Origin of the sequence: Halomonas sp. C22 (assembly GCF_007655045.1) — a bacterium.
In the GTDB taxonomy this organism is placed as follows: domain Bacteria; phylum Pseudomonadota; class Gammaproteobacteria; order Pseudomonadales; family Halomonadaceae; genus Vreelandella; species Vreelandella hamiltonii.
This window is the reverse complement of the sequence record NZ_VBVC01000003.1, coordinates 33,881-54,435: the sequence shown is the minus strand read 5'-3', so window position 1 is coordinate 54,435 and position 20,555 is coordinate 33,881. Positions and strand designations below refer to the sequence as shown.

Genomic DNA, 20,555 nt, shown 5'->3' with positions numbered 1-20,555 from the left:
GCCTTTGGCACTATTGCGCCCGGCAGTGACCAGCGATACCCTACCTTTACCCTTTTTCCATAAGCTAACGAAGTGTGATCGGAGCTTGATATGACTGTTTTCCTGATTTGGGTGGTAGCCTTCGTGCTGATTGCCTACTTTGCCAACAAGCGTTGGGACAATGGCTTTAGCCAAGGGCTGGACAAGCTGTTGCCCGGTGTCTTGAAGACCCATGGCGAGAATCGCCACTTGTGGGTAGCGGCCATTGCGATCCTGGGGGCCACCACACTGGTGCGTCCGGTCGATATTCTGCTGGTGGCTCTGCTGCTGGCGTTGATCGGATTCATCGTGTTCAAGCTGGCCAACTGGGCCAGCAACAAGGTGACTCACTAACCCTGCCCAATGGGTGGCATGTGCTGTACCTCGCCACCCGTTGTTCACGAATGGCCTGAAATGGCTTGAAGCAGACATGAAAAAGCCCGTCCACTCTGGTGGACGGGCTTTTTTTTCGAGACCGCACTTTTGCAGGCGCTGGTCAGCCATGACCCGCGCGGGTGCGAGGGGCGATCAGTAGGGGGCAACGCTCAGATTGGCGCCGCTGCCAATCAGGCGCACACGCTGGCCAGCCTGGAACTGACGGTCGGCACGTTGAACGACGACCACATCGGTACCGTCGTCACGACGCACTTCCATTTCCAGTGCATTGACGCGGTTGACGCGGTCTTCTGCCGCCGTGCCTGCTACGGCACCGCCCAGCGCGCCTGCCACGGTGGCCAGTTGGCGACCTGTGCCACCGCCCACCTGGTTGCCCAGAATGCCGCCAATCACGGCGCCACCACCACCGCCCAGCAGGTTGCCGGTGCGGCTATCGGCCTGAATCTGTACCGGACGAACGGCCACGATGGTGCCATAGCTGACGCTCTGGCCCGTCTGCGCCTGGTTGCCGCGGTACACATCGCCCGAGTAGGTGGATGTGTTGGCGCAGCCAGCCAGTGCCAGGATGCTCAGCGCTGCAACGGGTAGTAAACGTTTCATTCAAACCTCCAGTAAGAATCAGCCCATCTGGCTGTGAACGTCCGCAGATCAATGCGTGCGTCTCATTATAGAACGGCGTTCGCTAAAAGATACCCAAAGCGTACGCTTTTGACCAGCCGTTTGGAAAAAAGGTCACAAAGTAGAGTGTAGACAGGCATTAAGAAAGCAGTGTGCAAAAAATCGACAGACCATGAAGTACGCTGCAAAAAACACCAAGGGGAGCCGTGGCTCCCCTTGGTGCGCTGCAGTGGCTAGGTGCTTAGCCAAACTGGTTCATGGTGTTGTCCTTGCCGCCAGCTTTCAGTGCGGCCTCACCATGGAAGAACTCCTTGTGATCGTCGCCGATGTTGGAGCCCGCCATATCCTGGTGCTTGACCGTGGCGATACCCTGGCGAATTTCCTGACGCTGGACGCCTGCCACGTAGGCCAGCATGCCTTCGTCACCGAAGTAGCCCTTGGCCAGGTTGTCGGTAGACAGCGCCGCCGTGTGGTAGGTGGGCAGGGTGATCAGGTGGTGGAAGATACCCGCTTCGCGCGCCCCGTCACGCTGGAAGTTGCGCGTCCACTCATCGGCCAGTTGCCCCAACTCGGTGTTGTCGTATTCGACGCTCATCAGCTTGTCGCGCTGGTAGGCCGATACGTCCTTGCCCTCTTTCTCCCAGGCATCGAAGACCTGCTGGCGGAAGTTCAGCGTCCAGTTGAAGGAGGGTGAGTTGTTGTACACCAGCTTGGCGTCCGGCACGACCTCGCGGATGCGGTTCACCATGCTGGCGATCTGGCCCACATGGGGCTTCTCGGTTTCGATCCACAGCAGGTCGGCACCGTTTTGCAGGCTGGTGATACAGTCCAGGATCACGCGGTCTTCGCCGGTGCCTGGCTTGAACTGGTAGAGGCCAGAAGCCAAACGCTTGGGCTTGACCAGCTTGCCGTTCTGCTTGATGACTACGTCGCCGTTGTTGATGTCCGAGGCGTTCTCGATGACATCGCCATCCAGGAAGCTGTTGTACTGGTCGCCCAGGTCGCCTGGCTCATTGGTGACGGCGATCTTCTGGGTCAAGCCAGCGCCCAGCGAGTCGGTACGGGCCACGATGACGCCATCTTCGACGCCCAGCTCCAGAAAGGCGTAACGTACGGCGTTGATCTTGGCCAGGAAGTCTTCATGGGGCACGGTGACCTTGCCATCCTGGTGACCACACTGCTTCTCGTCGGATACCTGGTTTTCGAGCTGGATACAGCAGGCACCCGCCTGGATGAATTTTTTGGCCAGCAGGTACGTGGCTTCGGCGTTACCAAATCCGGCATCGATGTCGGCAATGATCGGCACGATATGGGTTTCGTAGTTGTCGATCTTGCTGATCAGCTCTTTTTCTTTGGCGCTGTCGCCTGCTTCCTTGGCGTCGTCCAGCGCACGGAACAGGTGGTTGAGTTCCCAGGCATCGGCCTGCTTGAGGAAGGTGTAGAGTTCCTCGATCAGGTTGGCCACCGAGGTTTTCTCATGCATGGACTGGTCAGGCAGCGGGCCAAACTCGGAGCGCAGGGCTGCCACCATCCAGCCTGAAAGGTACAGGTAGCGGCGCTTGGTGGTGCCAAAATGCTTCTTGATGGAAATCAGCTTCTGCTGGCCGATGAAGCCGTGCCAGCAACCCAGCGATTGGGTGTACTGGGAGGTGTCGGCATCGTAGGCGGCCATGTCGTCACGCATGATCTTGGCGGTGTAACGAGCAATGTCCAGGCCAGTATGGAAACGGTTCTGGGCACGCATCCGAGCGGCGTATTCAGGTTTGATCGCTGACCACTTGCCGCCTTGGGCTTCGCGCAGTTGGGCCATGGCTTTGATATCGTCGAGCAGTCCTGACATGAGCTGATTCCTCCAGGGTTATCGTCGTTCGCAGGCTAGCTTGTTGTTATGCTGCACCTGCGAGATAGCGTTCAGCATTGTGCAATTTTGCGGCGCTGTCTCTAGGCCAATCGTCTCTCAGTAAAACGTCGTGCCTCGGCGCTTGGCGTCATACAGCGACATGGCGTAAGAGCTGAGAACCAATGTCGCTGCAGTGCAATAACTATCGGTCAGGCAGCTGCATTCAACAATTGTCACTTCGGGGCAGAAGGCGTTGTAGTCCGACGACATCGACTACGCCGAACGCCCTGTTTGTGTAGTCGTTTTTCGCCTGTTGAGCGCAAACAAAAAAAGCGCCGCTGTCTTAGCGGCGCTGTAACGCGTATTCGATGGTCTGGTGACGGGTTACAGCACCAGGGTCATCTCGCGGTGGGGGATGCCGGCATCCATGAAGACCTCGCCATGGGCTACGAAGCCTAAACGCTCATAGAAGGCGAGGGCGTGTAGCTGGGCGCTGAGGGCCGCGTGGCGATGGCCTGCCTCGCGGGCAGCGGTGATGGCAGCCTCCATGAGTTGATAGCCAATGCCCGCGCCCCGTGCGCTGCTCAACACCGCTACGCGACCAATATGGCCGTCGGGCAGCAGGCGTGCGGTACCCACCGGCTCGTCATTCAGCGTGGCGAGGAAGTGCAGGCATTCGCTATCCCGGCCATCCCACTCCTCTTCCTGAGAAACCTGCTGCTCATCGATGAAGACCACGCGGCGAATCAACGACGCCGCGTTGCCCAACTCATGCCAGTTGCCTTGTTGCACGGTGGTGGCTGCGTTCACGCCTTACTCCTCGTCGTCTTCACTCATGAAACCCAGGCTGCCGCTATTGATCAGCTGCGTGAGCAGCGCTGCCGCACCGTCCAGTTCCAGCACCTCGTCGTACATGGGTTCCGGGTCGGCGACCCGCTTGGCCAGCGCTTCCGAGCAGAAGTACCCGTCGCCATCCACGAACAGCGTGGTGCCGGCGGCATCGCTGCGCCAGGCAAAGCGCGAGCCCGGCATATGGAACAGCGGTTCGCCCTGTTGTAGCTGAGCAACAAGGGTGGCTTCGTCCAGCGGCTCGTCCAGCGGCATCAGCTGGTCGACGTACTTGGGCTGAGTCATGACGCGGCCAAACCACTGGGCTATCTGCTCGGGTTTGTCCAGCGTCGAGAGGATGAACTGACGCATACGCTCGATGGCGGCGTCGTCCAGCTCGCTCTGATGTTGGGCCGGTGCCATGCCCGCATCGCTGTAACGCTGGGATTCCGACATCTGCTCGCCCACGTAGTCGGCGTAGGAGGTGATGGCTTCGTCGGCCGAGGGAGCGCGAAAACCCACTGAAATGGTCATGCAGTCGTCGGTCTGGCTGACACCGTGATGCGCCCAGCCCGGCGGCAGGTAGAGCATGTCGCCCGGTGCCAAGGTCCAGTCGGAGCCGGGTTCTATCTCGAAGGTTTCCAGAATACGCAGGTCGATGCCCTGCACGATCGGCGCGTTGTCCGGCTGCTTGCCGCCCAGCTGCCAGCGGCGATGACCGCGGGCCTGCAGCAGGAACACATCGTACTGGTCGATGTGCGGGCCGACGCTGCCACCGGGGGGCGCGTAGCTCACCATGATATCGTCCATGCGCCAGCGGGGCAGGAAGTCGAACTCGTCCATCAGCGCAGCAATGGAGGGCACGTAGTGGTCGACGGCTTGCACCAGCAGGCTCCAGTGGCCTTCGGGGAGGCGCTCGAAGGTAGCGTCATCGAAGGGGCCGTGGGATACCTGCCAGGGGCCGTCAGGGCCGTTCTCTTCCACCAGCCGCGCTTCCACGCCCGGCTCGCAGGCCAGGCCTGCCAGCTCATCGGGGTCGATGGGGCTGACGAAGTCCGGGATAGCGCCACGAATCAGCAGGGGCTTCTGCTGCCAGTAGTGGGCCAGGAAGTCGGCGGGTGTTAAATCACCCAGCAGGGTGAGTGGCTTATCGTGATGACTCATGGCGTTATCCTGAAGTGAGTGAGCGGCACGGATCGAAACGGCGTGCGTTTATAGGGACGCAAGCCGTTGCGGAAGGGCTTCGGCCTGCGCCTTCGCATTACCAATATAGCTGGCTGGCGAAAGAGATTTCAGCTCTTGTTTCACATCGTCGGGCAGTGCCAGGGTGTCGATGAAGGCTGCAAAGCCTGCCTGGTCGATCTGCTTGCCGCGGGTCAGCTCCTTGAGCTTCTCGTAGGGCTTCTCGATGCCGTAACGACGCATGACGGTCTGAATGGGTTCGGCCAGCACTTCCCAGCTGTTGTCCAGGTCTTCGGCGAGTCTGGCCGGGTTGGCTTCCAGCTTGCTGATGCCTTTCAGGCTGGCGTGGTAGCCAATCAAGCCGTAAGCCAGGCCGACGCCGAGGTTGCGCAGCACCGTGGAGTCGGTCAGGTCGCGCTGCCAGCGGGAAATCGGCAGCTTCTGGGCCAGGTGGCTGAGGATGGCATTGGCCAAGCCAAGGTTTCCTTCGGAGTTTTCGAAGTCGATGGGGTTGACCTTGTGCGGCATGGTGGAGGAGCCGATTTCGCCCTCGACGGTGCGTTGCTTGAAGTAGCCCAACGAAATGTAGCCCCACACGTCACGATCGAAATCGATCAGGATGGTGTTGTAGCGGCACAGGGAGTCGAACAGCTCGGCAATGTAGTCGTGGGGTTCGATCTGTGTGGTGTAAGGGTTGAAGCTCAGTCCCAGCCCTTCCACGAACGTGCGCGCATTGGCTTCCCAGTCGATATCCGGGTAGGTGGTCAGGTGAGCGTTGTAGTTGCCCACGGCGCCGTTGATCTTGCCCAGAATCTCGACGCTTTCGATCTGCTTGAGCTGGCGCTTGAGGCGGTAGGCCACGTTGGCCATTTCCTTGCCCAGGGTGGTGGGGCTCGCCGTCTGACCATGGGTGCGCGACAGCATGGGCTGGCCAGCGTGGGCGATGGCCAGCTTACCGATTTCATCGGCCACTTCATGCAGGGTAGGCAGCATGGCTTTCAGGCCATCGGCCAGCATGACCCCGTAGGAGAGGTTGTTGATGTCCTCGGAGGTGCAGGCAAAGTGGATGAATTCGGTGACCGCATGCAGCTCGGCCTGATCGGCAATCTTCTCCTTGAGGAAGTATTCGACCGCCTTGACGTCGTGATTGGTGGTGCGCTCGATCTCCTTGATGCGTTCGGCATCGGCCACTGAAAACTCACGAATCAACTGCTCCAGGAAGGCCGTGGCGGCTGCCGAAAGCGGCGGTACTTCGACGATCTGGCTGTGCTCTGCAAGGCGTTGCAGCCAGCGCACTTCCACGATCACACGGGCACGGATCAAACCGAATTCGCTGAAGTGTTCACGCAGCGCTGCGGCTTTGGCACCGTAGCGGCCGTCAACAGGGGAAAGTGCGGTCAAGGCTGAGAGTTGCATGGCTTGGTTTCCAGGTTGGTCGAGAGTCAGTGATCGAGAGTCGGTGATCGAGAGTCGGTGGTCGAACATCAGTGGTTGGGGCGTCAGGCTGGCGAGGCAGCGTTTGTCTAGCCCAGCTCATCCAGAGCGCGGCGCAAGGCCTTGCGCTGAAACACCAGTTTCCAGCGCCGTCCACCCTGCTGGTGCCACAGCAGCGCAAAGCGGATACCGGCCATGAGACAGGCGCGTACGCGTTCGGGCATCATGCGGGTCTGCAAGAGCGAGGGGTCACCCTGTACCACGATGCGGGTCTTTAGCGTGGAGAGGGTTTCCTGATAGGTTTCCCCCAGGCTTGCAATCACGTTTTCGTGGGTCGTGCCGAAGTGCTCTGCCTGCCCCTGCACGTGGGTGAGTTTCTGGCCCAGCAGGTCCATCATGGCCGTGTCGTTACGCAACTTGTTCATCAATAGCAGCAGCGAAAAGCCGTAGCGCAGCACCACCGGATTGGCCTGCTTGCGGCCTACCAGGGCTTCCAGTGTGTCGAGCCCCCGGCGCAGGTTGTTGGGGTGTCCGCCGTAAATGGCTTCGAAGCTTTCAGGGTTGGTATCCACCGTGGCATGGATCAGCGTGTCCCAGGCGCGGGTGTCTACCTGCCCGGTGCGGGCCAGTTCGTCCACCAGGCTGGCGGCCTGAAAGACCCCGGCCAGAGCCAGGGCCTGGCGCGCTGCCGGAGAGTCGGGAGCACGATAAATGGGGGTGGCGCTCATGCCGCGGCCTCCGTGGTGTTCCAGGTGGCGCGAATTACGCCGCCGCCCAGACAGATGTCGTTGTCGTAAAGCACCAGCGATTGGCCGGGCGTCACGGCCCACTGCGGGTCATCGAAGATGACTTCGACGCTGCCGTCGGCCTGGGCGCGGATCTCGCAGGGGCAGTCGCTCTGGCGGTAGCGCGTCTTGGCGGTAAACCGGCCCTGCTGGGCAGGTGGCTCGCCCGCTACCCAGTCCATCGCTTCGGTGGCCAGCGCATTGGTATACAGCAGGGCGTGCTGCTTGCCTTGCACGGCGATCAGCACGTTGCGCGTCAGGTCCTTGCCTGCCACGTACCAGGGGTCTTCAGGGTAGTTGGCTAGCCCGCCAATTCCGAGGCCCTGGCGCTGGCCGAGGGTGTAGTACATCAACCCCATGTGCTGGCCAATCACATCGCCTTCCGGTGTTTCGATGGTGCCTGGCTGAGCGGGCAGGTACTGCTGCAGGAAATCACGAAAGCGACGCTCACCGATGAAGCAGATACCGGTGGAGTCCTTTTTCCTGGCCGTCACCAGGTCGTGTTGTTCGGCCAAGGCGCGCACGGCGGGTTTCTCCAGCTCGCCGACGGGGAACAGCGTACGTGCAATGGCCGCTTCAGGTACGGCGTGCAGGAAATAGCTCTGATCCTTGTTGGCATCCAGCCCCTTGAGCAGCCGTGGTCGACCTGCGCGCTCGCCCTGGCGCACGTAGTGGCCGGTCGCGATCTTGTCGGCGCCGAGCATTTCGGCGTACTCCAGGAACACCTTGAACTTGATTTCTCGGTTACACAGGATATCCGGGTTGGGAGTGCGCCCCGCCTTGTATTCGGCCAGGAAATGCTCGAATACGTTGTCCCAATATTCGGCGGCGAAGTTGGCCGTGTGCAGTTTGATGCCCAGCTTGGCACAGACCGCTTCTGCGTCGGCCAGGTCTTCCTTGGCAGTGCAGTATTCGGTGCCGTCGTCTTCATCCCAGTTCTTCATGAACAGGCCTTCGACCTCGTACCCCTGCTGAAGCAGCAGCAGAGCCGAGACGGATGAATCGACGCCTCCTGACATGCCCACGATGACCTTGCCAGTGGCGTGAGCGGCGGTGTCGGGGGTGGCCTGGGTAGCGGTGCCATGGGTGGATGTCATGGGCATCCTCAGTTGAAGTGGTATGCAAGTGGGCGGCGATTATACACGATGGGAGCCGGATGCTTCGAGTGCTTCACTCGCGGATCACGTCCAGCGGGTAGTGACGACCTGCCAGGGCATCGTCGATACGCTGGAGCACCAGCGGGCTGCGTAGCCGACGCTCGCTGGCCAGTGCGGCAATCTCGGCGCGGGTCAGCCAGTGAGTGGCCAGGATGTCGTTATCCAGCGGTGTGCCGAGCGAGTGGAGTGGAGCGGCCACGAAGCCGTGGCTGTGAAAGGTCTCGCCCTGTTCGGTATGCAGCACGTAGAGGCCCAGGTAGCCGGTGAGTGAAACGTGCCAGGCGGTCTCTTCCCGAGCTTCGCGCAGCATGGCGGCCATAGGGCCTTCACCCAGTTCGATATGGCCCGCGGGCTGGTTGAACAGCGTCAGCGGGCCACCCTTGTCCTCTTCGACCATCAGGAAGCGCTCCCCCTCACGAACCACGCAGGCCACCGTGCTGCGAATGATCGGGCGGTTCATCGCGGCTTTCTCCGAGTCGGGCGGGGGCGCGCCGTTTTCGCCGGTGCCTGACGCGGCGCGTGGAGGGTCTCCTTGTGCCATTCGCCGGGCGCCAGCCCCTCCAGCCGCCAGGGCCCAATGGCCGCGCGTATCAGGCGCAGGGTAGGGAAGCCTACCTCCGCCGTCATGCGGCGTACCTGGCGGTTGCGGCCTTCACTGATGGTCAGCTCCAGCCAGCTGGTCACCGGGTGCCGTTTGGGGTCGACGGCGGGGGTTCGCCCTGGCAGGTCGGGGGGCGCTATGCGCCGCGCCTTGGCGGGCAGCGTTGGGCCATCCTTGAGCATCAGCCCGGAGCGCAACCCGTGAAGGGCATCGTCGGTGAGCTGGCCTTCCAGCTGTACCCAGTAGGTCTTGGGCTGCTTGTGGCGAGGATGGGCAATGCGGTGAATCAAGGCTCCATCATCGCTGAGCAGCAGCAGGCCTTCGGAGTCGTAATCCAGCCGACCTGCGGCGTAGACCCCGGGCACGCTGATCACGTCGGCCAGGGTGGCGCGGCCCTCCCGGTCAGTAAACTGGGAAAGCATTCGGTAGGGCTTGTGCAGTAAATATAGCGTGCTCATGGGCTCGAATAGCGGGTCAGTTGATTTGTCGACAATCGCTCATGCGATTACCGTGCAGCGCTGGTATACTCCGGCGCAGCCGTTTGAGATGTACCGGCGTCGTTTTACCACCGAGTGACCATAAGGGGCAGCGCATACAGGATGCTCCACCCGCTTCGCGGCAAGGCTATTCGTTGTATGAGCCGCGTAGCTCAGGGTTTTTTATAATCACAGCGACTGAAAAGAAGAGGTTAACGCAAAATGTCTAAAACGCCGAAGATCATTTATACGCTCACCGATGAAGCTCCTGCGCTCGCTACCTACTCCTTGTTACCGATTATTGATGCCTTCACCGACTCGGCCGGTGTCGAAGTAGAAACCCGTGATATCTCTCTGGCGGCGCGTGTCCTGGCGCAGTTCCCGGACGTGTTGAGCGACGAACAGCGGGTCAGCGATGACCTGGCAGAGCTGGGCCAACTGGCCACTACGCCGGAAGCCAACATCATCAAGCTGCCCAACATCAGTGCCTCTGGCCCGCAGCTGAAAGCGACCATCAAAGAGCTGCAGAGCCAGGGCTACCCGCTGCCCGAGTATCCTGAAGAGCCCAAGAACGACGAAGAAGCCTCCATCAAGGCGCGTTACGACAAGGCCAAGGGCAGTGCCGTCAACCCGGTTCTGCGCGAAGGCAACTCTGACCGCCGTGCGCCGAAGTCGGTCAAGAACTACGCCCGCAAGTACCCGCATCGCATGGGCGCCTGGAGCGCCGACTCGAAATCCCACGTCGCTCACATGAGCGAAGGCGATTTCTACGGCAGCGAACAGTCGGCGGTCATGGAAAAAGCAGGTACGCTGAAGATCGAACTGCAGCAGAAAGATGGCGGCACCGTCGTGCTGAAAGAGGGCCTGGCGGTAAAAGCAGGCGAAGTCATCGACGCTGCCAGCATGAGCAGCCGTCGTCTGCGCAGCTTCATCGCCAGCCAGATCAGCGATGCCCAGCAGAGCGGTGTGCTGTTCTCGCTGCACCTGAAGGCCACCATGATGAAGGTGTCCGACCCGATCATGTTCGGCATCGTGGTCGAAGAGTTCTACAAGGACGTGCTGGAGAAGCATGCCGAAGCGCTGAAGAGCGCAGGCTTCAACCCGAACAGCGGCATCGGTGACCTGTACAGCGCCATCGAGAAGCTGCCCAGCGACCAGCAGGATGCCATCAAGGCCGATGTGGATGCGCTCTACCAGCAGCGTCCCGCCATGGCCATGGTCAACTCCCATAAAGGCATCACCAACCTGCACGTGCCCAGCGATGTCATCATCGATGCTTCCATGCCAGCGATGATCCGCGATTCCGGCAAGATGTGGAACGCCAACGACGAGCTGCAGGATGCCAAGGCAGTGATCCCGGACCGCTGCTACGCCACCATCTACCAGGCGGTGATCGAGGATTGCAAGCAGCACGGCGCCTTCGACCCCACCACCATGGGCAGCGTGCCCAACGTGGGTCTGATGGCCCAGAAAGCCGAAGAGTACGGCTCTCACGATAAAACCTTCCAAATACCTGCCGATGGGACTGTCGTAGTCACCGACGATTCAGGCCAAACTGTGTTTAGCCATACGGTAGAAGCAGGCGATATCTGGCGCATGTGCCAGACCAAAGACGCGCCGATTCAAGACTGGGTGAAGCTGGCCGTTACCCGTGCCCGCGACAGCGGTGCCCCGGCACTGTTCTGGCTCGACGCTAACCGTGCCCACGACGCGCAACTGATCAAGAAGGTCGAGACGTACCTGAAAGATCACGACACCGCTGGCCTGGATATCCGAATTCTCGCGCCGGTCGATGCGATGAAGGTTTCTTTGGAGCGTATCCGTAAAGGCGAAGACACCATCTCGGTCACTGGTAACGTGCTGCGCGATTACCTCACCGACCTGTTCCCGATCATGGAACTGGGCACCAGCGCCAAGATGCTCTCCATCGTACCGCTGATGAACGGTGGTGGCCTGTTTGAAACCGGCGCTGGCGGTTCTGCACCTAAGCACGTTCAGCAGTTCCTGGAAGAGAACCACCTGCGTTGGGATTCGCTGGGTGAGTTCCTGGCCCTGGCGGCGTCGCTTGAGCACCTGGGCAGCACCTTCGGCAACACCCGTGCGTCTCTGCTGGCCAAGGCGCTGGACGAGGCCAACGGCAAGTTCCTCGACAGCAACAAGTCGCCATCGCGTAAAGTGGGTGAGCTGGATAACCGTGGCAGCCACTTCTACCTGGCGATGTACTGGGCAGAAGCGCTGGCCGCTCAGGACCAGGACGCCGAACTGAAATCCCTGTTTGGCCGTCTGGCCGAGACGCTGCAAGCTAACGAGAGTGCCATCGTCGACGAGCTGAACAGCGTGCAGGGGCAGCCGGTGGATATCCAGGGATACTTCCACCCCAACGGTGAGCTGGCCAGCCAAGCCATGCGTCCGAGCAAGACCTTCAACGACGCGCTGGCCATGGTGGCCAAGGGCTGATCATGCGCTGAGCCGTCGCGCCTCAACGGTTGATCGATCCCTCGCCCGCCTTGCGGGCGAGGGTTTTTTACTCTCTCCTGTATGATAATTTTTTACCTTTCATGAACCCTTGTTGATGGCAGGCGTCTTATACATGGGTGTACAGTCTGTAGAAGCCTGGACTGTAAAAGCCTTGTCTTTGAATTGATCCAAGGCCCTGACTGTCAGCAGCAAGAAGATGATGCATGTGACTTATGCCTAATACACAACGTCTGGACGTGACAGCGACTCTGCATGCAGGCATGACGCGTCCTGGTATGCCCGAGTATGAAGATGATCTGGCCGTACAGCCCGCCGAGCCTGCGCTGGCCCAGCCGCCTCTGTACAAGGTGGTGCTGCATAATGACGACTACACGCCGATGGAGTTCGTCGTCGAAATACTGCAGGGCTTTTTCAATATGGATAATGAAAAAGCCGTACAAGTGATGTTGGCGGTGCATACCCAGGGGAAGGCAACCTGCGGCATCTTTACCCGCGACATTGCAGAAACGAAGAGTTATCAGGTGAATGAGTATGCCCGTGAGTGCGAGCACCCGCTGATGAGCGACATCGAGGCTGCGGATTGATCATGCTGCACCGCATGCAGCGTTGAAAAAAAGTAGCCTTGGGGCTTGCAACCACGCCATTTGTACCCGATGTTGAAAGTGCCGGTCGATTAAACTGATCCGACGCAAGCCCTAGGTGGCAACATGCCCTAGGTAGTAGCGAAAAGGGGACTGCCATGCTGAGCAAAGAACTTGAACTGACCCTGAACACGGCCTTCACCGTGGCTCGCTCGAAGCGCCACGAATTCATGACCGTCGAACATCTGCTCCTGGCACTGCTGGACAATGCCTCGGCGGTCGATGTACTGAAGGCGTGCGGGGCAAACCTCGACAAGCTGCGGTCCGATCTGCAGGATTTTATCAACTCGACCACGCCGCTGATCCCGGAAGGGCAGGGCGACCGCGAAACGCAGCCTACGCTAGGCTTCCAGCGTGTGCTGCAGCGTGCCGTATTCCACGTCCAATCCTCGGGCAAGAGCGAAGTGAGCGGCGCCAACGTGCTGGTGGCGATCTTCTCCGAGCAGGAGAGCCAGGCGGTCTACTTCCTCAAGCAGCAGAGCGTTGCTCGAGTGGATGCCGTCAACTACATCGCCCACGGCATTTCCAAAGTGTCGGGCCACGGTCCTGCGCCTTCGCCCTCCTCTCAGGAGAACGAAGACGCCGAGGAGGGCGGCACCGAAGGGGCTGCGCATCCGCTGACCGGGTATGCCACGAACCTCAACGAGCACGCGCGTCAGGGCAAGATCGACCCGCTGATCGGTCGTGACCACGAGCTCGAGCGCGTCGTGCAGATTCTGGCCCGGCGCCGCAAGAACAACCCGCTGCTGGTGGGTGAGGCGGGCGTGGGCAAGACGGCCATTGCCGAAGGGCTGGCCAAGCGTATCGTCGAAGAAGACGTACCGGACGTGATCGCCGATGCCGTCGTCTACTCCCTCGACATGGGCGCGCTGCTGGCCGGCACCAAATACCGCGGCGACTTCGAAAAACGCTTGAAGAGCCTGCTGGGCGAGCTTCGCAAGCAGCCCAATGCCATTCTGTTCATCGATGAGATTCACACGGTCATTGGTGCAGGGGCAGCGTCCGGTGGCGTCATGGATGCCTCCAACCTGTTGAAGCCGCTGCTCTCGTCGGGCGAACTGCGCTGCATCGGTTCGACCACCTTCCAGGAGTTCCGCGGCATCTTCGAAAAAGACCGTGCCCTGGCGCGTCGCTTCCAGAAGGTCGATGTGCTGGCGCCCTCGGTGGAAGATACCATCAAGATTCTCAAGGGGCTGCGTTCGCGCTTCGAAGAGCACCACGAGCTGAAGTACACCGACGGTGCGCTGGAGAGTGCCGCTCGTCTGGCGGATCGCTACATCAATGATCGTCATTTGCCCGACAAGGCCATCGATGTCATCGACGAGGCTGGTGCACACCAGCGCATGCTGCCGCCGGAAGTGCGTGCCAAAACCATCGATGTGGAGCAGGTCGAAGCCGTGGTGGCGTCGATTGCCCGCATACCGCCCAAGAGCGTGTCGAGTTCGGATCGTAAACTGCTCGAGAAGTTGGATCGCGACCTGAAAATGCTGGTATTCGGCCAGGACGAAGCCATCGATACGCTGTCGGCCGCCATCAAGCTGTCGCGCGCCGGACTGAAATCTCCTGACAAACCGGTGGGCAGCTTCCTGTTCGCTGGCCCGACCGGCGTGGGCAAGACGGAAGTGGCCAAGCAGCTGGCGCACATCATGGGGATCGAGCTGGTACGCTTCGACATGTCCGAGTACATGGAGCGTCATACGGTGTCGCGTCTGATTGGCGCACCTCCCGGCTACGTGGGATATGACCAGGGTGGCTTGTTGACCGAGGCCGTCACCAAACAGCCGCACTGCGTGCTGCTGCTCGATGAGATCGAAAAGGCGCACCCTGAAGTCTTCAACCTGCTGCTGCAGGTCATGGATCACGGTCGCCTCACCGACAACAACGGGCGCGAAGCCGATTTCCGCCATGTCATCCTGATCATGACGTCCAACGCAGGGGCCGAGCAGGCGTCACGGCGCTCCATTGGCTTCCAGAGTCAGGATCACTCCACCGATGCCATGGAGGTCATCCGCCGTACTTTCTCACCCGAGTTCCGCAACCGCCTGGACGGCATCATTCAGTTCCATGCTTTGCCGACCTCGGTGGTACGCAACGTCGTCGACAAGTTCCTGATCGAGCTACAGGCGCAGTTGGACGAGAAACGTGTGCAGCTGGACGTGGACGATATCGCCCGCGACTGGCTGGCAGAGAAGGGCTATGACCCGGACATGGGCGCGCGCCCTATGGCTCGCTTGATTCAGGAGAAGCTCAAGAAGCCGTTGGCCGAGATGATCCTGTTTGGCGAGTTGGCCGAGCAGGGAGGCATCGTACATGTCAGTCTGGAGGAGGGGGAACTGCATCTCTCCACCGAGACGGAGATGGCGGACGCGCCCTGACGGGCGCGGTTCCTACGACACGCAGCGCCCTGTCTTCGACGGGGCGTTGTCGTTTTTAGCGAGCGGCGCATTACGGTAAAGCGCGATGCAGTACGGCACTATACGGCGCTACCGTGGCAGTACGGCAAGTGCGGTACAGCCTGCAGAGAAAGGCAGGGGGGTAAAGCGCAGGCAAGAAACTGCGTTGCCTGCAGGCGATTAGCGCGAGCGATAAACGATACGGCCTTTGGAGAGGTCGTAGGGCGTCAGTTCGACCTTGACCTTGTCGCCGGTCAGGATGCGGATGTAGTTTTTACGCATCTTGCCAGAGATGTGGGCAGTGACCACATGGCCGTTTTCCAGCTCTACACGGAACATGGTGTTGGGAAGGGTATCGACAATAACGCCTTCCATTTCAATATGATCTTCGCGTGCCATATTAGGCAGATCCTCACTTTTTTACGTCGTGGTTGGTCAGAAATTCACTCATCGCGCATCGGCAAACGCCGAGGCGCTCAGGAACAGCGCTATATTGTGCCGTAAGCCTGGCGTCAAGGCAAAAAAGCTGGCCTGTTTAGCGAATCAAAGGCCGCCAATGACGCCCGTCCAGCACCTCGATGGGTGAGAATGCCTGCTTGTAGCGCATTTTGCGGCACTCCTCGATCCAGTAGCCCAGGTAAAGGTGCGGCAACTGTCTGCTTTCACAAAGCGCGATGAGCTGCAGGATGGCGTAGGTACCCAGCGAGCGTTTCTCCAACGCGTCATCCACTTTGAAAAACGTGTAAATGGCCGACAAGCCGTGCTCCAGCTGATCGAACGCGGCCACGGCCACCAGCTCATCCTCGAGGCGCAGCTCCATCAGATGGGCGTAGGGCTCCTGCAGCGTCAGGAAAGTACGGTACTGGTCACGACTGGGCGGGTACATGTCGCCGTCGGCATGGCGTAGCCGAATATAATCGGCGTACAGCGCGTAGTGGCCGGGGTCGAAGTGGGCAGGCATGACGCGCACCGTGATATCCGTATTACGTTGCCAAACCTTGCGCTGGGTGCGGTTGGGCTTGAAGCCGTTGACGGGAATGCGCACCGAACGACATGCATTGCAGCCTTCGCAGTGTGGGCGGTACAAGTGTCGCCCGCTGCGACGAAACCCGAGCAGGGATAGCGAGTCGTATACCCCGGGGACAGGCGACTCTTGCGGGTCGAGAAATAGCGTGGTCGCTTCCTTGTCGGGAAGGTAGCTGCAGGCATGAGGAACGGTCAGGAAGAAGCGCAGATCCCGCACGGGGCGGCGAGGAGCGTTACTACTCACGGCTTGCCTCCTTGAGTGGATAGTGACGCCATCATCTCGCCTCGATGGCATTCGGCAGCGCATCAAGCCAGAGCGAGGCGGGCACGACAGGCGTCTGATCAGGGGTTGAGGGTAAGCAGAATGTTTTTTCCGGTAACCACTGTTCAAGATAGTTGATGAACGTGCGGCGAGCGACAGTTGTTGCGCCCAGGCTGGCCAAGTGGGGGGTGTGCATCTGGCAATCGATCAACTGGCCGCCATGGGACTGCATGGCATATGCCAGGTGGGCGAGAGCGATCTTGGAGCCATCGGGTACGCGCGAGAACATGGATTCGCCGAAGAACACCGGCCCCATGGCCAGGCCATACAGGCCACCCACCAAATTCCCCGCCTGATGCACTTCGATGCTATGGGCGATGCCCAGAGTATGTAGGGTGTGATACGCGTGGCGCATCTCGGCGGTGATCCAGGTGCCGGGTTCGCCCCGGCGCGGCGCCGCGCAGGCATCCAGCACGGCTAAAAAGTGTTGATCCAGGGTCACACTGAAGCCACCATGGCGCAGGCGTTTAGCTAAGCTGCGACGTAGCTTAAACTGTGCAGGCAATAACACCATGCGTGGGTCCGGGCTCCACCACAAAATGGGGTCGTCATCGCTGTACCAGGGAAAAATACCCTTTCGGTAAGCCTCGACCAGCCACGCTGGGGTAAGCTCTCCACCGGCAGCCAGCAGGCCGTTGGGCGACGCCAATGCCTGCTCGGTCGACGGGAAAAAAGGGGTTGGCGAAGAGAGCCAGGGTAGCATCGCTTGCTCCTGTGACATGTAGCTTGATTAGAAGCGCTGTGACGGCGGAAGGATGCTCGGTATGATGCCAACTCGCAAGTGGATTAAAGACACCAGTGTGGTGTAAAGGGAGAATCGCTTGAAAGTAAATAAGACGGTAGACAAGCGAACGCAGCGTAACGCGCGCCAGTCACCATCTCGTTCATCGACGCGTGTCACGGCGGCAAAGGACAAGGCGCGCCGGTTCGGCCTGCGCCTGCAGGGCTCGGCCCGTGAAGGCGTCGTGGTGGTGATGTTGGCCGTCTGCGTCTTCTTGCTGTTATCACTGTTTAGCTATCACCCGGCAGATCCGGGCTGGTCTTACCAGGGGCCTGAGACGCAGGTACGTAACTGGATGGGCCCGGTCGGCGCCTGGCTGGCCGACATGCTCTATTCACTGTTGGGGGCCAGCGCTCTATGGTGGCCTGCCATGTTTGGCTATTCGGCCTGGTGGTTGATGCGCTCACGCCAGGTGCGTTTCGAGCTGGACCCGGTGGCCATTGCCGTGCGGGCGGGTGGCCTCGTGCTGCTGATGTTTGGCACCACCACGCTGGGTGCACTGCATTTTTATCATCCCAACAGTATTTTGCCTTACGCTTCTGGAGGAATTCTGGGAGAAGGGTTGGTGGGGACGCTGAAGCCGCTGGTGGGCAGCGGTGGGGTGGGCTTGATTGCTGCGGCGTTGATTCTGATTGGTTTTCCGCTGTTCAGCGGTACTTCCTGGCTGCAAGTGGCCGATGAGGTAGGGCGCAGGCTCTGCCGAGTGGGCGGCTGGTTCAGTGCGCGTCGTGCCAAAAGCCGCGAAAAGCGTGCCGAACGTGCAGCCGTTCGCGCGGCGGGAAAAGCGGCGGCCAGCAAGGTGAAAAAGCGCTCCTGGGTCGAGCCCAGCGATACCAGTACCGACCCAGAGCCCGCCCCGGACGATGCCTTCTATGCCACGCCCGAACCTCAGGGAAGCAGTACACCCATTTCAGCCCGCCGTGGCGATGACGAGGTAAGCGAGCGCTCACCTGCGTCGCGTCGTGAGCGCCGCGAACCCAGTTTTACGGCAACGGCTCCCGATAGCGATACCTCCATTCCCTGGGAAGCAGCGGCCGTGTTGAGCGAGCGCCATGCTGCACCGTCGAGCGCCTCATCGGCACCGAGCCCCGAGCCTGCTGCACAGGCGCCTGTTGCGCCCGTGCAGGAAGAGGCCGCTCCCGAGGCCGCAGTGCCTGCCAAGGAGCCGGTCGAGCCGCCTCGTGAACCAGTGATGTCGTTTTCCGCCACGGAGAAGCCGTCTGCCGCGCCGCAGCCGACAGCGTCCGCTCAGCAGTCAACGCCCTTTGTCGAGCCCGCCAAGGTGCCGCGAGAGCCGAGCTTTACTCTGGCAGAGCCGGAAGAAACCGACACCTCAGCGCCCTTGGCGGAACCGCGTATTTGGGCTGCACAGCCCCAGGTGACGCCGACTGCCGAGCCGGAGCCTGCCCAGGAGCCCGCTCTCAAGGCAGAACGAGTGCCCGAGCCGCCACAGGCGCAACCGGCAGCACCCGGCTCAGAGGTTGACGAGCCGGTGATCGATAAACCAGTGGTCGATGAACCCGTTTCTGAAGGGTCGCCGCTGAGAGCTTCCCGAGAAGACGATGCCGCGATGGCCGCGCCCACGTCGCTGAGCGCCCGCGACCCGGACGATGAGACACGTCAAGAAGCGCCTCTGGCCGTCGTTCCCGAACAGGTGGCTGCTTCGACATCGGTTGAATCGGCCCCGGTGCCCCTGGCGGCGGAGCCACGCCGCGAGCGGGTGCCCGAAGTCGTGCCCGAGCCGGTATGGGACGAGGATGACGAAGAGCTGCCCGTCAGCCCGGCGCCGATAGCCACAGGGCCACGCCATGAGCCAACCCTGGCGGCAGATACGCCGCCGGATGCAGAGCCTGATAATGGCCCTACGCTGTGGACCGTCGAACATCTGCAGAGTCAGCGACCCAGTTTCGAGACCCAAGATGAGCCCGAGGGGGAGGTGCCCAGCCTGCAACTGCTGACCCCGCCCGAGCCCCATCAGCCCAACTACACCGACGAGCAGTTGGCGGACATGGCCGAGCTGCTGGAAGTCCGGCTGCGTGAATACGGGGTCAAGGCAGAAGTGGTGGACACTTGGCCTGGGCCTGTCATCACGCGTTTCGAAATCAAACCCGCCGCTGGGGTGAAGGTCTCCAAGATCAGTAACCTGGCCAAGGATCTGGCACGCTCGCTGATGGTGAAAAGCGTGCGCGTGGTCGAGGTCATCCCGGGTCGTCCTACGGTCGGTATCGAAATACCCAACCCTCATCGGGCCATGATTCGATTGCGCGAAGTGATCGACTCCGACCGCTACCAGCAGGAGAGCTCACCGCTGACCATGGCCCTTGGCCAGGACATCGGTGGCGGGCCCGTGGTCGCCAATCTGGGCAAGATGCCGCATCTGCTGGTGGCCGGTACCACGGGGTCGGGTAAGTCGGTCGGGGTCAATGCAATGCTGATCTCGATGCTGCTGAAGGCCAAGCCTGACGAGCTGAAGCTGATCATGGTCGACCCCAAGATGCTGGAGCTGTCGGTATACGATGGCATACCGCATCTGCTGGCCCCCGTGGTGACGGACATGAAAGAGGCCGCCAACAGCCTGCGCTGGTGCGTGGCGGAAATGGAGCGTCGTTACAAGCTGATGGCTGCCATGGGGGTGCGCAACATTGCGGGCTTCAATGGTCGGCTGGAGGAGGCCGCCCGCGCCGGTGCCCAGGTGGCGGACCCCCTGTGGGAGCCAGAGCCCTGGGAGATGCACCAGACGCCCCCGATACTGGAAAAACTGCCCTATATCGTGGTGGTCATCGACGAATTCGCCGACATGTTCATGATCGTGGGCAAGAAGGTGGAGGAGCTGATTGCCCGGCTGGCCCAGAAAGCACGGGCGGCCGGTATCCACCTGATTCTGGCCACCCAGCGCCCCTCGGTGGATGTAGTGACGGGCTTGATCAAGGCCAATATTCCCTCGCGGATGGCGTTCCAGGTATCGTCACGGATCGACTCGCGCACCATTCTCGACCAGGGCGGTGCAGAGAGCCTGCTGGGGCATGGCGACATGCTCTACCTGCCTGCCGGGTCGGGCCCGCCCAACCGGGTCCATGGCGCGTTCGTGGATGACGATGAAGTGCACCGGGTCGTCGATGACTGGAAGCGTCGCGGTGAGCCGGAGTACATCGACGAGATTCTCTCGGGCGGTGTTTCAGCCGATGCGCTGACGGGCCTCGAAGCCGAAGGCGTGGAGGGTGACGATGCCGAGCAGGATGCACTGTACGATGAGGCGGTCCAGTTCGTCACGGAAACGCGCAAGGCGTCCATCTCGGCGGTTCAGCGCCGTTTCAAGATTGGCTACAACCGCGCGGCACGCCTGGTGGAAGCCATGGAAGGGGCAGGCGTGGTTTCCTCCATGGGGGGCAACGGCTCCCGCGAGGTGCTGGCACCGCCGCCGGTGGGCCATTGAGCCATCGATATTCGTCAATCATGCAACAAGCGTGAAAGTCGCGCCGCAGGTGCAACCCTGCGGCGTCTTTCGCGTCTGAATGGCATCAGGAGCAGCGCTTGCTCCGTGCCTCATCCGCTTTTGGCAATGACTGCCTAGGGAGAATC

The 20,555-nt window shown here is 60.9% G+C and carries 17 protein-coding genes; 5 read left to right on the top strand and 12 right to left on the bottom strand.

Annotated features, from left to right (window positions below; translation table 11 throughout):
* Positions 1–90 precede the first annotated feature (90 nt).
* Complete coding sequence (locus FEU76_RS06910) at positions 91–372, top strand: hypothetical protein (RefSeq protein WP_039176271.1); 282 nt, start codon at positions 91–93, stop codon at positions 370–372.
* Between the two features lie 174 nt (positions 373–546).
* Here the strand turns inward: FEU76_RS06910 and FEU76_RS06905 are convergent, their stop codons facing one another.
* The 9 genes from FEU76_RS06905 to FEU76_RS06865 all read right to left on the bottom strand — a co-directional run bounded on the left by FEU76_RS06905 (position 547) and on the right by FEU76_RS06865 (position 9,317).
* Positions 547–1,014 carry a glycine zipper 2TM domain-containing protein gene (locus FEU76_RS06905; RefSeq protein ID WP_144981624.1) on the bottom strand — a complete coding sequence of 156 codons (468 nt, stop codon included), beginning with the start codon at positions 1,012–1,014 and terminating at the stop codon, positions 547–549.
* Positions 1,015–1,273: 259 nt separating this feature from the next.
* Complete coding sequence (locus FEU76_RS06900) at positions 1,274–2,872, bottom strand: isocitrate lyase (protein WP_016914500.1); 1,599 nt, start codon at positions 2,870–2,872, stop codon at positions 1,274–1,276.
* A 384-nt stretch (positions 2,873–3,256) separates the two neighbouring features.
* Positions 3,257–3,682 (bottom strand): GNAT family N-acetyltransferase, encoded by a 426-nt coding sequence (locus tag FEU76_RS06895; protein ID WP_144981621.1) that lies wholly within the window; start codon positions 3,680–3,682, stop codon positions 3,257–3,259.
* Between the two features lie 3 nt (positions 3,683–3,685).
* Positions 3,686–4,864, bottom strand: a complete 1,179-nt coding sequence (locus FEU76_RS06890; protein WP_144981619.1) for a cupin domain-containing protein — start codon at positions 4,862–4,864, stop codon at positions 3,686–3,688.
* A 48-nt stretch (positions 4,865–4,912) separates the two neighbouring features.
* Positions 4,913–6,298, bottom strand: a complete 1,386-nt coding sequence (gene purB, locus FEU76_RS06885; RefSeq protein ID WP_100731185.1) for an adenylosuccinate lyase — start codon at positions 6,296–6,298, stop codon at positions 4,913–4,915.
* Between the two features lie 107 nt (positions 6,299–6,405).
* Complete coding sequence (hflD, locus tag FEU76_RS06880; protein ID WP_081195600.1) at positions 6,406–7,044, bottom strand: high frequency lysogenization protein HflD; 639 nt, start codon at positions 7,042–7,044, stop codon at positions 6,406–6,408.
* Entirely contained in the window at positions 7,041–8,198 is a 1,158-nt protein-coding gene (gene mnmA, locus FEU76_RS06875; protein ID WP_144981616.1) for a tRNA 2-thiouridine(34) synthase MnmA, read from the bottom strand. Before mnmA ends, hflD begins: the two co-directional genes overlap by 4 nt.
* A 73-nt stretch (positions 8,199–8,271) precedes the next feature.
* Positions 8,272–8,718, bottom strand: coding sequence for an NUDIX domain-containing protein (locus FEU76_RS06870; RefSeq protein ID WP_144981613.1), 447 nt, complete (start codon positions 8,716–8,718; stop codon positions 8,272–8,274).
* Positions 8,715–9,317: a pseudouridine synthase gene (locus FEU76_RS06865; protein WP_144981610.1), complete on the bottom strand. Its 603-nt coding sequence runs from the start codon at positions 9,315–9,317 to the stop codon at positions 8,715–8,717. The genes FEU76_RS06870 and FEU76_RS06865 overlap by 4 nt, the downstream gene beginning before the upstream one ends.
* A gap of 240 nt (positions 9,318–9,557) precedes the next feature.
* Here FEU76_RS06865 and FEU76_RS06860 point away from each other — a divergent pair, with 240 nt between their 5' ends.
* From FEU76_RS06860 to clpA, 3 genes are all read left to right on the top strand, one after another.
* Positions 9,558–11,792 (top strand): NADP-dependent isocitrate dehydrogenase, encoded by a 2,235-nt coding sequence (locus FEU76_RS06860; protein WP_144981607.1) that lies wholly within the window; start codon positions 9,558–9,560, stop codon positions 11,790–11,792.
* 281 nt (positions 11,793–12,073) lie between these two features.
* Entirely contained in the window at positions 12,074–12,397 is a 324-nt protein-coding gene (clpS, locus tag FEU76_RS06855) for an ATP-dependent Clp protease adapter ClpS (RefSeq protein WP_371317426.1), read from the top strand.
* Between the two features lie 155 nt (positions 12,398–12,552).
* Positions 12,553–14,829: an ATP-dependent Clp protease ATP-binding subunit ClpA gene (clpA, locus tag FEU76_RS06850; protein WP_016914490.1), complete on the top strand. Its 2,277-nt coding sequence runs from the start codon at positions 12,553–12,555 to the stop codon at positions 14,827–14,829.
* A gap of 198 nt (positions 14,830–15,027) precedes the next feature.
* Here clpA and infA read toward each other — a convergent pair whose 3' ends face one another.
* From infA to aat, 3 genes are all read right to left on the bottom strand, one after another.
* Complete coding sequence (infA, locus tag FEU76_RS06845; RefSeq protein ID WP_007111068.1) at positions 15,028–15,246, bottom strand: translation initiation factor IF-1; 219 nt, start codon at positions 15,244–15,246, stop codon at positions 15,028–15,030.
* Between the two features lie 136 nt (positions 15,247–15,382).
* Positions 15,383–16,117, bottom strand: a complete 735-nt coding sequence (locus FEU76_RS06840; RefSeq protein ID WP_039176223.1) for an arginyltransferase — start codon at positions 16,115–16,117, stop codon at positions 15,383–15,385.
* 31 nt (positions 16,118–16,148) lie between these two features.
* Positions 16,149–16,898: a leucyl/phenylalanyl-tRNA--protein transferase gene (gene aat, locus FEU76_RS06835; protein WP_081137501.1), complete on the bottom strand. Its 750-nt coding sequence runs from the start codon at positions 16,896–16,898 to the stop codon at positions 16,149–16,151.
* A 118-nt stretch (positions 16,899–17,016) separates the two neighbouring features.
* On the opposite strand from aat, the gene FEU76_RS06830 reads away from it, so the two are divergent.
* Positions 17,017–20,409: a DNA translocase FtsK gene (locus FEU76_RS06830; RefSeq protein ID WP_144981604.1), complete on the top strand. Its 3,393-nt coding sequence runs from the start codon at positions 17,017–17,019 to the stop codon at positions 20,407–20,409.
* The last annotated feature ends 146 nt before the right edge of the window (positions 20,410–20,555 follow it).